The organism is Kribbella sp. NBC_00359 (genome assembly GCF_036097425.1).
Lineage (GTDB): Bacteria > Actinomycetota > Actinomycetes > Propionibacteriales > Kribbellaceae > Kribbella.
Window position 1 is genome coordinate 8,893,344 of record NZ_CP107975.1, and the last position, 12,764, is coordinate 8,906,107.

Annotated in this window: 12 protein-coding genes and 2 tRNA genes; 5 read left to right on the forward strand and 9 right to left on the reverse strand. The window is 67.2% G+C overall.

Features of this window, described 5'->3' with window-relative positions; genetic code table 11:
• Nucleotides 1-78: 78 nt before the first annotated feature.
• From clpX to OG876_RS42940, 5 genes are all read right to left on the reverse strand, one after another.
• A complete protein-coding gene (gene clpX / locus OG876_RS42920; protein ID WP_328522492.1) occupies nt 79-1,374 on the reverse strand; it encodes an ATP-dependent Clp protease ATP-binding subunit ClpX in 1,296 nt (431 codons plus the stop codon).
• 225 nt (nt 1,375-1,599) lie between these two features.
• Entirely contained in the window at nt 1,600-2,211 is a 612-nt protein-coding gene (locus OG876_RS42925; protein ID WP_328522493.1) for an ATP-dependent Clp protease proteolytic subunit, read from the reverse strand.
• Nucleotides 2,212-2,242: 31 nt separating this feature from the next.
• Nucleotides 2,243-2,866 carry a ClpP family protease gene (locus OG876_RS42930; RefSeq protein ID WP_131349683.1) on the reverse strand — a complete coding sequence of 208 codons (624 nt, stop codon included), beginning with the start codon at nt 2,864-2,866 and terminating at the stop codon, nt 2,243-2,245.
• A gap of 235 nt (nt 2,867-3,101) precedes the next feature.
• On the reverse strand, nt 3,102-4,490 hold the full coding sequence (gene tig, locus OG876_RS42935) for a trigger factor (protein ID WP_328522494.1): 1,389 nt from the start codon (nt 4,488-4,490) through the stop codon (nt 3,102-3,104).
• Nucleotides 4,491-4,567: 77 nt separating this feature from the next.
• Nucleotides 4,568-4,640, reverse strand: a tRNA-Pro gene (locus OG876_RS42940).
• Between the two features lie 107 nt (nt 4,641-4,747).
• Between OG876_RS42940 and OG876_RS42945 the strand changes: the two genes are divergently transcribed.
• From OG876_RS42945 to OG876_RS42955, 3 genes are all read left to right on the forward strand, one after another.
• Nucleotides 4,748-4,818: transfer RNA gene (locus OG876_RS42945), tRNA-Gly, on the forward strand.
• Nucleotides 4,819-4,992: 174 nt separating this feature from the next.
• Nucleotides 4,993-5,400 carry a helix-turn-helix domain-containing protein gene (locus OG876_RS42950; protein WP_328522495.1) on the forward strand — a complete coding sequence of 136 codons (408 nt, stop codon included), beginning with the start codon at nt 4,993-4,995 and terminating at the stop codon, nt 5,398-5,400.
• Entirely contained in the window at nt 5,397-6,251 is an 855-nt protein-coding gene (locus OG876_RS42955) for an IS3 family transposase (RefSeq protein WP_328522496.1), read from the forward strand. The genes OG876_RS42950 and OG876_RS42955 overlap by 4 nt, the downstream gene beginning before the upstream one ends.
• A gap of 117 nt (nt 6,252-6,368) precedes the next feature.
• Here OG876_RS42955 and OG876_RS42960 read toward each other — a convergent pair whose 3' ends face one another.
• From OG876_RS42960 to OG876_RS42975, 4 genes are all read right to left on the reverse strand, one after another.
• On the reverse strand, nt 6,369-6,743 hold the full coding sequence (locus tag OG876_RS42960) for a YciI family protein (RefSeq protein ID WP_328522497.1): 375 nt from the start codon (nt 6,741-6,743) through the stop codon (nt 6,369-6,371).
• A 105-nt stretch (nt 6,744-6,848) separates the two neighbouring features.
• Complete coding sequence (locus OG876_RS42965; protein ID WP_328522498.1) at nt 6,849-7,442, reverse strand: nucleotidyltransferase domain-containing protein; 594 nt, start codon at nt 7,440-7,442, stop codon at nt 6,849-6,851.
• 166 nt (nt 7,443-7,608) lie between these two features.
• A complete protein-coding gene (locus OG876_RS42970; RefSeq protein ID WP_328522499.1) occupies nt 7,609-7,890 on the reverse strand; it encodes a hypothetical protein in 282 nt (93 codons plus the stop codon).
• A gap of 12 nt (nt 7,891-7,902) precedes the next feature.
• The gene (locus OG876_RS42975) at nt 7,903-9,780 is read right to left on the reverse strand and encodes a hypothetical protein (protein ID WP_328522500.1); all 1,878 of its coding nucleotides are present in this window, start codon (nt 9,778-9,780) and stop codon (nt 7,903-7,905) included.
• A gap of 141 nt (nt 9,781-9,921) precedes the next feature.
• On the opposite strand from OG876_RS42975, the gene OG876_RS42980 reads away from it, so the two are divergent.
• On the forward strand, nt 9,922-10,983 hold the full coding sequence (locus OG876_RS42980) for an ATP-binding protein (protein ID WP_328522501.1): 1,062 nt from the start codon (nt 9,922-9,924) through the stop codon (nt 10,981-10,983).
• Entirely contained in the window at nt 10,976-12,760 is a 1,785-nt protein-coding gene (locus tag OG876_RS42985; protein WP_328522502.1) for a vWA domain-containing protein, read from the forward strand. Before OG876_RS42980 ends, OG876_RS42985 begins: the two co-directional genes overlap by 8 nt.
• Nucleotides 12,761-12,764: the final 4 nt, after the last annotated feature.

The following is a 12,764-nucleotide window of genomic DNA, read 5'->3' on the forward strand; positions in this document are numbered from 1 at the left end:
ATTCAAGTACGCGTCCACCACGAGGAGGAGGCCGGGATCCGCTGTACAGCGGATCCCGGCCTCCTTCTGTTGACTGCGTCAGGCGGTCTTCTCGCGCCGGTCGCGCTTCCGGTCGATCTGGTCGCGCGGGATCAGCGTGGGGTTGACGTTCTCGAGCACGACCTTGCCGGTGACGACGACCTTGGCGACGTCCTCACGGCTCGGCACCTCGTACATCACGTTGAGGAGGACCTCTTCCATGATCGCCCGCAGGCCGCGGGCGCCGGTGCCGCGCAACAGCGCCTGGTCCGCGATCGCCTCGACCGCGTCGTCGCTGAACTCCAGCTCGACGTTGTCGATCTCGAACAGCCGCCGGTACTGCTTGACCAGCGCGTTCTTCGGCTCGGACAGGATCTTGATCAGCGCGTCACGGTCCAGCGGGGACACCGTCGTGATGACCGGGAGCCGGCCGATGAACTCGGGGATCAGGCCGAACTTGAGCAGATCCTCCGGCATCACATCCGCGTACCCGCCGGCTTCCTTCGGCTTCTCCGGCTCACGCGAGGTGTTGAAGCCGAGCGTCTTCTTGCCGACCCGCTGCTCGACCATGTGGTCCAGGCCGGCGAACGCGCCGCCGACGATGAACAGCACGTTGGTCGTGTCGATCTGGATGAACTCCTGGTGCGGGTGCTTCCGGCCACCCTGCGGCGGCACCGAAGCCGTCGTACCTTCCAGGATCTTCAGCAGGGCCTGCTGCACACCCTCGCCGGAGACATCGCGGGTGATCGACGGGTTCTCGCTCTTGCGGGCGATCTTGTCGACCTCGTCGATGTAGATGATCCCGGTCTCGGCCTTCTTGACGTCGTAGTCGGCCGCCTGGATCAGCTTGAGCAGGATGTTCTCGACGTCCTCACCGACGTACCCGGCCTCGGTCAGCGCGGTGGCGTCGGCGATGGCGAACGGGACGTTCAGCATCCGGGCCAGCGTCTGGGCGAGGTAGGTCTTGCCGCAGCCGGTCGGGCCGATCAGCAGGATGTTCGACTTGGCCAGCTCGACGGCCTCGTCCTTGGCATGCCGACCGGCGGTCGACGCGCCCTGACCGTCCCGGACCCGCTTGTAGTGGTTGTACACCGCCACCGCGAGAGCCTTTTTGGCCACGTCCTGTCCGACGACGTACGCGTTGAGGAAGTCGTAGATCTCCCGCGGCTTCGGCAGCTCGGTGAGTCCGACCTCGGAGCCCTCGTTCAGCTCCTCCTCGATGATCTCGTTGCAGAGATCGATGCATTCGTCGCAGATGTAGACGCCGGGACCGGCGATGAGCTTCTTGACCTGCTTCTGGCTCTTTCCGCAGAACGAGCATTTCAGCAGGTCGCCGCCGTCACCTATGCGTGCCACCGGGACAGATCCCTTCTATGCGAAGTCGAACCAAGGGCCGAGGGGGCGTGGACCGCTCGGGCCGGGGCGCCGAGGCTACCCCGATCCCGATTTCGACGGTACCCCGTCCGGAGCCGAAACACCGCGCCCGCCGCCGGGTTGTGACTACGCCGGTGGCGAACGCGCCTCGCCCTTGACAGCCCCATCTCAGCCACACCGTCACCCCGCCGGAGCGGGGCAGCGACGTCAGACGCCGGCCGGGACCGGGGTCTTGAGCGTCTGCAGGACGTCGTCGATCAGGCCGTACTCGATGGCCTGGTCGGCAGTCAGGAACTTGTCCCGCTCGATGTCACGCGAGACCTCCTCCAGCGACTTGCCGCTGGCGTCGGAGATCATCTTCTCCAGCAGAGCGCGCAGGCGGAGGATCTCGTTCGCCTGGATCTCGATGTCGCTGGACTGCCCGTAGGTGCCTTCGGTGGCCGGCTGGTGAATGATGATCCGGCTGTTCGGCAGCGCCAGCCGCTTGCCCGGCGTACCCGCCGCGAGCAGCACCGCGGCGGCCGAGGCGGCCTGACCGAGGCAGACCGTCTGGACGTCCGGCTTGATGTAGCGCACCGTGTCGTAGATCGCGGTCAGCGCGGTGAACGAGCCGCCCGGGGAGTTGATGTAGATGCTGATGTCGCGGTCGGAGTCCATCGACTGCAGGCACAGCAGCTGGGCCATCACCGCGTTCGCGATCTCGTCGGTGATCGGCGTGCCGAGGAAGATGATCCGGTCCTCGAACAGCTTGGTGTAGGGGTCGATCCGGCGCATGCCGTACGACGTGCGCTCCTCCCACTGCGGGATGAAGTAGTTCATAGGTGCGTCCTTTGACTGACGGAGTGGGAGATCAGGAGTTCGGGCTGCCGGAGGTGAGCTGCGCGGCGCTGGCGACCACGTGGTCGATGAAGCCGTAGTCCTTGGCCGCGTCGGCGGTGAACCAGCGGTCGCGGTCCGCGTCGTTCTCGACCTGCTCGAGCGGCTGGCCGGTGTGCTCGGCGATCAGCTTGAACAGCTGCGCCTTGATGTGCAGCGACTGCTCGGCCTGGATCTTGATGTCGGACGCCGTACCGCCCATACCGCCGGAGGGCTGGTGCATCATGATCCGCGCGTGCGGCAGCGCGAACCGCTTGTCCTTTGCGCCGGCGCAGAGCAGGAACTGGCCCATCGAGGCGGCCAGGCCCATCCCGACGGTGGCCACGTCGTTGGAGATCCACTGCATCGTGTCGTAGATCGCCATGCCGGAGTCCACCGAGCCACCCGGCGAGTTGATGTACAGCCAGATGTCCTTGTTGGGGTCCTCGGCGTTGAGGAGCAGCATCTGCGCGCAGATCGCGTTCGCGTTGTCGTCGCGAACCTCGGACCCCAGGAAGATGATCCGGTTCTGCAGCAGGCGCTGGTAGATGTGGTCGTCGAGTCCGCCGGATCCGTTGCCGCCCGCGGCGGTGGGGCTGGCTGCAAATGTCTCGTTCACGAAGCCGACATTACTGGGCGGCGGCGACAGACCTAAGGCTGGGCCACAGGTGTTCGCTCACGGCGCACCCCACAGCGCATTTCATCTGCTCTGAGCGAATTCCGTGCCTGTGATTCGGACCGCCCGACACAGGCTTCCTGGTCAGGTACTTCGCATCCCGGCCGCGACTCACGACCGGCCGGAAACGCGCGAGCGGCCCGGAACCGCAGTGGTTCCGGGCCGCTCGTCGTACGACTCAAGCCTTGGCGGGCTCCTCGGCCGGCGTCTCCTCGGCGGCAGTCTCCGCCTCGGGGTCGGCGTAGCTGCCGTCCGGCTGCAGGGTCTTCAGCTCGACCTCGTTGCCGGAGGCGTCGGTGACCTTGGCGTTCTCGACCAGGTGGGCGAGCGCCTTGCCGCGAACGACCTCGGAGACCAGGCTCGGGACCAGGTTGTTCTCCACCGCGTGCTGGGCGAACTGGTCCGGGCTGACGCCGGAGCGCTGCGCGTGCCGGACGATGTGCTCGGTCAGCTCCTGGTCGTTGACGCTCAGTTCCTGCTGCTCGGCCACCAGGTCGAGCACGAACTGCGCCTTGATCGCGTCCTCGGAGCGCTTCTTCAGGTCCTCGTCGAACTCTTCCTGGGTCTGCTCCTCGCCCTCCAGGAACTGCTCGAACGTCATCCCGGAGTACCCGAGCTGCTGCTCCAGGTTCTCCTTGCGGGCGGCGAGCTCGTCGGTCAGCAGACCCTCCGGCACCGGTACGTCGACCAGCGTCAGGATCTTCTCGAGTACGGCGTCCCGCGCCTCGCCGGCCTGCTCGAGCCGCTTGCCGCGCTCCAGCCGCCTGGTGACGTCGGCCTTCAGCTCCTCGGCGGTGTCGAACTCCGACGCGGTCTGCGCGAACTCGTCGTCGAACTCCGGCAGCTCCTGCTCCTTGACCGCGGTCACGGTCACCTCGACGTCGACGTCCTCGCCCTTCAGCGCGCCGCCGACCAGCTGGGTGACGAAGGTCTTGCTCTCACCGGCGTTGAGCCCGGTGACGGCCTCGTCCAGGCCGTCCAGGAGCTGGCCGCTGCCGACCTGGTAGGACAGGCCGGTCGCCTGCGCCTCCTCGACCTTCTCGCCGTCCTTGCTGGCCGACAGGTCGAGGGTGATGAAGTCCTTGTCCTGCACCGGGCGCTCGACCGGGTTCAGCGAGCCGAACCGCTGCCGCAGCGCCTCGATCTGTTCGGTCACGTCGTCGTCGCTGACCGCGATGTCCTCGACCTCGGCCTCCAGGCCCTCCAGGTCCGGCAGCGTGATCTCGGGGCGCACCTCGACCTCGGCGGAGAACTGCAGGCTCTCCTTGTCGTTGAACTCGGTCACGTCGACCTCGGGCCGGCCGATCGCCTTGACCTGGTTGTCACTGACCGCCTGCGAGTAGAGCTTCGGGAGGGCGTCGTTGATCGCCTCCTCGAGCACCGGGCCGCGACCGACCCGCTGATCGATCACCTGCGGCGGGACCTTGCCCTTGCGGAACCCCGGAACGGTGATCTGCGAGGCGATGCTCTGGTACGCCGCGTCGAGGCTCGGCTTGAGTTCCTCGAACGGCACCTCGACGATGAGCTTGACCTTGGTCGGGCTCAAGGACTCGACGGTGCTCTTCACGGTGGCGGTTCTCCTTGAATCGATGACATTCACAGCACGGTGACAGCCCGCACTGCACCGGTGCTGCAGGGGGTTTGTCGGGGCGACAGGACTCGAACCTGCGGTCTCCTGCTCCCAAAGCAGGCGCGCTAGCCACTACGCTACGCCCCGCAGTGACCGGACGAGTCTAGTCGACCGGAACCAGTGCTCGCGCCACCACCCCGGTCACCCACCGTTTTGAGTCCAGCCCAGGGAATGTGGAATCATGTCCGAGCACCGCGGGTGTAGCTCAATGGTAGAGCCCCAGTCTTCCAAACTGGCTACGCGAGTTCGATTCTCGTCACCCGCTCAAACGAACAAGGCCCCCAGCCGGTTCCTGCGGTGAACCGCTCCCCGGTAGTTGGACCGAGAAATCAGTTCCGACTCCTGGGGAGTGTTCGTTTTGGATCGACGTAGTTCTTTGTCCGTGGAGCAGCGTGAACGGGCGGTAGCGTGGTTCGAGGGGGGCCGGGGGTATCGCTCGGTGGCGAGGCTGCTGGGTGTGGCGCTCTGGCCGGTGAAGCTGTTGTATCGGCGCTGGCAGATCTGGGGCAGAGGAGCGTTGGTGAGCAGGCCGACGAAGCGGTCGTACTCGTTCGAGTTCAAGCTGGCCGTGGTGGAGCGGTTCGTGGCTGGTGAGCCGGCGACGGAGTTGGCGGCCGAGCTCGAGCTGTCATCGCCGCAGTTGGTGCAGACGTGGGTGCGGACGTATCGGCGTGAGGGTGCTGGTGGGTTGCGGCCCAAGCCGAAGGGCAGGCGGCCCAGGGATCCGGACGCGGCGGCGGGCCCGGAGTCGGAGTTGGAGCAGCTTCGCCGGGAGAACGAGCGGTTGCGGGCAGAGAACGCCTACCTGGGAAAATTGCGGGCCTTGAGGGAACAACCACGGCAATGAAGGTCGAGGCCGTCATCTCCCTCAAGGCAGAACACCGTCTCGACGCGCTGCTGCAAGCCGCGGGTCTGGCCCGGTCCACGTTCTTCTACCACCGCGCCCGCCTGGCTCGACCGGACCCACAGGCTGACTTGAAGACCGCGATCACGACCGCGTTCCACACAGCTCAGCGCCGCTACGGGCACCGGCGCGTCCACGCCGTACTGGCCGGGCAAGGATGGCGGGTGGCCAAGAAGACCGTCCTGAAGCTGATGCGCCAACTCGGGCTCGAATGCCCGGTACGGCGGCGCCGCCGGTACAACGCCTACCGAGGCGAGGCCGGCAAGACCGCCCCGAACCTGCTGGCCCGCGACTTCACCGCGACCGCCCCGAACCAGAAATGGGTCACCGACGTCACCGAGTTCAGCATCAGCAACCACAAGATCTACCTGTCGCCGGTAATGGACCTGTTCGACCGGCAGATCATCGCCTACGCGATCGACCACTCACCGAACCTGGCCCTGACCAACAACTCACTGCGCGACGCCCTCGCCACTCTCAAACCCGGCCAGGCGCCCCTGGTTCACTCCGATCAAGGATTCCAGTACCAGCACGCCTCCTGGCGAGCACAGCTAGCCACCGCCGGCGCGATCCAGTCGATGTCCCGCAAAGGCAACTGCCTCGACAACGCAGTCATCGAGAACTTCTTCGGACACCTCAAAGAAGAACTCTTCCACCACACCATCTACACCGACACCACAGCACTCGTCACCGCGCTCCACGACTACATCACCTGGTACAACAACCACCGCGTCTCCACACGACTCGAGGGCCTGAGCCCGGTGCAATACCGGGCCCAAGCCCTCGTTGCCTAGAAACCCCTCAACCTCTTACTTAACCAGTCCAACTTTCGGGGACCAGTTCAGTTCCTGCGGCCGGGGGCCTTCGTCATGCCGGGACCGGTTACGGCGTCATCGCTAGGCGTACCCCGTTCAGGCGGTCTCGGGGGTCGGCTCGGGTGCGGTTGCGTATTGGAAACGTCGTACCTCCTGCGGCCAGCCGCAGGCCACCGCGATCTTTCCCGCCCAGAGCCGGGCAGCCTCCTCGTCGGCCACGTCGACGACGGCGAAGCCGCCGAGATACTCCTTGGACTCGACGTACGGGCCGTCCGTGAACACCGGACGGCCGCTCGACGCATCGACACTGAACACGGGGGCAGTGTCGTCCAGGCCGCCGGTGAAGATGAGGACCCCGGCCGCCTCCATCTCAGCCCTCAGCGCTCTGACCGCCTTGGACGCATTGCGTAGATCCTCGTCCGTGAGATCCGGCACCCACTCGTCATTGAATGCGATGAGGTACTCGGCCATGTCTCCTCCTCTGCGGGGTGCCCCCTGCGGCCACCCTCCACCATCTCCACGAACAGCAGCACCCCAATCCGACACCACACCAGAATCGGGGGTGGTGGGTCGCGGTCAGTGGAGGGTTGGGAGCCAGGGGTGGTCGGGGTAGCGCGGGGCGATGCGGTCGTGGAGCCAGCGGCGGCGGCCTGGGTCGAGTAGGTGTGCGACGTCGTTGAAGTCGGCGTGGTCCTTCGGGCGGCCGCCGCGTGACTTGAAGAGGAGGACGACCTCCGGTGCGAGGTACGGGATGCCGTCGGGCGACCTGAGCGTGATCTCGGCGAGTGGCTTCCGGATCGTGCCTCGGCCGCGGTGGTAGACCCATTCGCCGGCGTCGGACGCGGCGAACAGGATCTGGATCGGGGACGGATGCGGGTCGTCGGGAAAGACCAGAGCATTCGGACCTGGCGTCAGTACCTCGCCGGGCGCCCACGAACGACGTACGCCCGTCTCAGGAAGCTCGACCATGGGTCGCGGGCTGGTGAACGTCTTGGCGACCTCGTCGAGATCACGGGCGAGCACAACGACATCCACGTCGCTATGGGGTCGCCTGAGGCGATCGGCGAACAGGTCGAGCGCCCAGCCGCCGGCCACCCAGTACGGACACGGATAGGCGTGGAACAGAGTGCGAACTGCGGTCAGAGCCGGGGATCGATCGATCGGACTCAAAGGGACTCCTCGCAAGGGTTCGATGCGGTGAGCCCCGTGAAGGGTCAGAGCGGCTGGAAGAACCAGCGAGGCGGCACCACGCGGAAACGACACATGTGAACCACCTCCCTTGAGCTCTGACGCAAACCGCACCCTAACAAGCCGAGGGAGCAGGCGGGGCTGCTCCCTAAGAGTCGCTTGGAGGGACGACGGCCAGGGTGGATCGTCGTCTCGGCGGTACGTCGTCATCGTCATCCGCCTCTGCGAAGACGATGGTGAAGTGGCCGCGGTGGATGGCGTCTGATTCGACTTCGCTTTCGAAGGTGACCGCTATGACCTTGTCCATGCTGAGGGGAGCGTCCTCGGCGAGGGTGTTGGCGACGTGTTGGAAGAGCGCCGTGAGCGACTGGTCTTCGGCGGCGGTAGGGAGGCCGATCGAGAAGTGCTTGCAGTCCCAGCCTGTAGACATTGGCCAGTCCTCTCAGTTCACGCGGAGGAAGGCTATGCCGTCGATCGTGGCGGGGGCGGTGCTGGTGGAGACGATCTTGACGGCGCCGGTGCGGAAGGGCGTGACGGGGAGGTAGGTGACGACGCGGGAGGTGGTGGCGGCGGCGAGGTTGACGGTGCCGATCTTGATGTTGGCGTGGTAGATGTCCACGCGGCCTTGGCCGGGGCCGTGGATGGCTACCAGAGCGATGCGAGCGGCGGCCTCCGTGGCCTTGGTGAGGTAGGCGCCGTTGGCCTTGAGGATCGTGGTGGTCCCCTGGAACGCCAGAGTGCTCGTCGAGCGGGTGACGGTGCCGGCTGAGGTCAGGGCACGGTCGTCCTGCGGCGCTACGGAGCAGAGCTGGGCCGACCATGCGGACAGGTTGCCGAGGTAGTCGCGGGACCGGACCATGAAGCACTCGTCCCAGCCGAGCCGTGGCGCCCAGGAGATCGAGGTGATCTTGGTGTTCTGCCAGGTGGCCGGATAGATCCACTTGCCCAGGGCAACACCCGGTGCGGCGACCTTGTAGACGACGTCGTACGACGCGATGTCCGTGTCGTCCTTGTACGCCCACCGCACGGTCGCCGGTGACCCCAGCTGTACCCGGTCCCCGATCCGCCAGGTCACGAGCGACGGCGCCGTACCGTCGACCTCACTGCAGTACGACGCTGTCCACGCACTCACGTTCGCCGCATAGTCGCGAGCCCGCACCTGCCAGCACGTATCCGTGCCGATCGGAGCGTCCAGACTCGCACCGGTCGTCTTGAGCCCTTGCCAAGCCGCCGGCTGGATCCACGCACCGTACGCCGCAGTCCGGTTGGGCCTCTGCTGATAGCGCAGGTCGTAGCTGTTGACGCCGGTCGCGGGCGAGTTCGGGTCCTGTGGGTCGGTGAAGGCCCACTCGAACGACAGGCTCGTGTTGTCCCGGATCCGGGCGCCCGCGGACGCACTGGTCAGCACCGGAGCCACGGTGTCGGGATGCTGCTGCGGATCGGCGGTGAGCCAGTTCAGGCTGATCACGCGCGGCTTGCTGTCCGGATCGGCGTACACGATCTTCGCAGCGCCAGACCCGTCGGCACGGAAGCTGCCAGGCAAGCCGCTCGGTCCGTAGCGGCGCTGGCCGAGCGACTGGTCGTTGAGGTCGGTGACGAGCAGATCGGAGCCAGACGCCTGAACGGTGAAGCCGTTGCCGAGCTCGGCGTCCGCGGCCACAGTCAGGTTCCGCGGAGCCTCTGGGCCTTTCACGTCGACCACCTGGTTGCAGCCGCTCAGCAGCGCCCAACGGCCGTTCACGCGATCCGGACCGACCGAGCACGCGCCGGCGACCAGGACTGTCTTCACAACACCTGTGGTCAGGTCCTTGCCGTCCAGATGGCCGGGCTCGGTCACCTTCCACACCGTGCTGTCGGCCATGGCGAACGGCGGTGCGTAGTCAACCAGCTTGGTCTTCGTCGCGACGTCGTACACCTCGGCGGTGGCCGCGCTAGACGCGCGGTGGGACACCAGCTTGCCGCCCTTGCCCAGGACGACCTCATCCGCCGCGGGGAACGTCAGCCCGCCGACCTTCGCCGTTCCGCCCGAGAAGGTGAGCAGCGAGGGCCCCTCGACCTGCAGCGGTTTGGTGTCGTTGGTCCCACCGGACGCCGTCCAGGTGGTGCCGTTGGTGCTCGTCTCGTAGACGGTGTGATCCTGCGGGTCCGACACGACCACCCGAGCCCCGGACATCCCCACGTCGGCCGCGGCGTGACCCGGTACCAGCGCGCCCTCCCCCAGATGCACAGGCGGGTCGGCCGCCATCACCTGACTCGCCGCGAGCGGCACCAGTACGACGGCGCACGCAACCGCGGCCACCTTGACCCGAAGACCCAGCACAAGAACCCCCCATTACGCCCTTACGACACCGGCCGCACCCTAGCCAGTAACCACCAGTAACGGAAGCCGCCCCCGAAAACCACATGACACGCCCGGCGGCCGAAGAGGACCCTGAAGGGCTGGCCACGACGGAAGGAACAGATGCAGGCGGGGATCACGGTATCGGCGGCAGAGCTGCCCGAAGTGCTGCTGCACGTGGCTGTCGTACGCCCGGTCTTCCTCTGGGGTGCACCAGGGATCGGCAAGAGCAGTCTGGTACGCGCGTTCGCCGACTCGCTCGGTCTGGAGTGTGTGACCCTGCTCGGGACCCAGCTCGCGCCGGAGGACCTGATCGGCGTACCGCAGATCGTGGACGGGCGCAGCCGCTTCGCACCGCCGGTAGCGATCGCAAGGGACGAGCCGTACTGCCTGTTCCTGGACGAGCTGAACGCATCGTCCGCAGAAGTGCAGAAGGCGTTCTACTCACTCATCCTGGACCGCCGGATCGGTGAGTACGAGCTCCCCGAGGGGTCCGTCGTCATCGGCGCCGGCAACCGGGCGACCGACAACGCACTGGCCCGCCCGATGGCCAGCGCACTGATCAACCGGCTCGTGCACGTCCACCTGCGGGCCTCCGCGACCGACTGGCTGCGCTGGGCCGGTACGGCGGGGATCCACCCGTGGGTGCTCGACTACCTGCGCAACCGCCCGGATCACCTATGGACCGCGCCGCCGAAGACCGAGGAGCCGTTCTCGACGCCGCGGAGCTGGCACATGCTGTCCGACGCGCTGCACTCGTACGGCGACGACGTCTCCGACGAGACCCTGCGAGTACTTGCCTTCGGCACCTTGTCCCCTGCACACGCATCCGCGTTCCGCGCGTTCGTGAAGACGGTCCGGAACGCCTTCGGGCTGGACGCCGTGCTGAAGGGCGAGACCGGCTGGCCGGCTGCTCCGGAGGACCGCGACCTGCTGTACTTCCTGGCCGAGACCTTTCGCGCCCGCCTGGTGAAGGAGCTGGCCGCCGACAAGGCGTCCGCGAGCCCGGCGGCGCGGCAGCTCGCGCACCGCGGCAAGGCGCTCCTGGTCGAGCTGGCCGAGATCTCCCTCGAGATGGCGCAGCTGGTGATCGCCGCCGACGACGACGGCCGCCCGGTGCTGCCGACCTGGTTCCTGGTCGAGGTCAGCCGCGATCTGCCGCGGTTGGTAGCGGCACGTGCCTAAGCGGAAGAAGGCCCGCAAGGACCCGGCGCTGGAGGCGATCCAGCTCGGCTGGAGGACGGTCGCCAGCCACCCGCTGTTCGCACCGATGGCCACGTGGCGCACCTCGGTCCACCGAAGCGAGGAGTGCCCGCCGGACGGCTGGGCCACGATCGACTCGAACGGCGAGATCGTGGCTCACCCCACGCGGCGGGCGACTCCAGAGGAGTGGGCCTGGGTCTTCGCGCACCTGCTCATCCACCTCGGCCTCGGCCACGCCGACCGCAACCGTCCACCACCCGACCCGGCCGCCTGCGCCGCGAACGACGTAGCGGTCAACCGCTACCTCAACTCTCTCAAGCTCGGCAGACCGGTCGTACAGCTGCCGCCGACCTTCCCCGCCACGGACGAGGAGGCACTCGCCCGTCTGTGGCGACGCCAAGGCATCCCGCCCGAGTACGGCGCTCTCGGAGTGGCCGGCGCGCACCCCGACGTACTCCAGAAGCGCTGGAACCGGCTGGACGATCCGCCGAAGTGGGGTGAGCTGTTCGCGGCCGGCCTGTCCGCGGCCGCAGCTGCTGCGGTGGACGTCGCCGGTGGAGCGCGTACGACGTTGGCCGACTCACACCGCAGTCGCGACGAGTGGGACCTCGCCCTCGGCTGGTTCGTCTCGTCGTACCCGCTGCTCGGCGCCATCGCGTCGAGCATGACGCTCGTGGCCGAGGTGGAGCTCGCCCGTGGCTGGGACATCCAGGTGGCCGCCGTGAATGCCGCCGTTGGCGAGATCTACATCAACCCGCTGGTCGTGATGACGCAGAACGAGTGGCGGTTCGTGATGGCCCACGAGATGCTGCACGCCGCTCTCCGCCACGGTGACCGCGTCGGCGGCCGCGATCCATACCTGTGGAACGTCGCGGCCGACCTGGTGATCAACGGCTGGCTGCTGGAGATGGGTGTCGGCTGCATGCCGGACGGCGCACTGCACGATCCGATGCTGAAGGGGCTCTCCGTCGAGACGGTGTACGACCGGATCGCCACAGACCTCCGCCGCTACCGCAAGCTGGCCACACTGCGCGGCGTCGGCCTCGGCGATGTGCTCGGGCAGCCTCTACCGAGAGTCGGCGAGTCGCACCGCGCAACAGGCCTCGACGACATCTACCGACGCGCACTGAACACCGGCCTGGCGTACCACGACCCTGCTCGCGGGACCATTCCAGCCGGACTGGTCGAAGAGATCCGGGCACTGGACCACCCGCCCCTCGGCTGGGACGCACAACTGGCCCGCTGGTTCGAGGAGCACGTGCCGGCCGTCACCAAGACCCGCACCTACGCGAGAGCATCACGACGCCAGTCCGGTACGCCGGACATCCCGCGGCCGGGCTGGATCCGACCACTCGAGCTGGAACGACTTCCGACGTACGGCGTGGTCCTCGACACCTCGGGTTCGATGGACCGGGAGCTCCTGGGCAAGGCACTCGGCGCAATCGCGTCGTACTCGCGGGCTCGCGACGTACCGGCTGCCCGTGTCGTGTACTGCGACGCCTCCGCGTACGACGCGGGTTACGTGCCGGTCGACGACATCGCGGGCCGTGTGCAGGTGCGCGGCCGCGGTGGGACCATGCTGCAGCCCGGTGTGGATCTGCTCGAGCGCGCGGACGACTTCCCCGCGGACGGACCGATCCTGCTCATCACGGACGGGCAGTGCGACGTGGTCCGCGTGCGACGGGAGCACGCGTGGCTGATCCCGAGTGGTGCGTCACTGCCCTTCACCGCAAGGGGTCCGGTGTTTCGCGTGCAGTGAACAC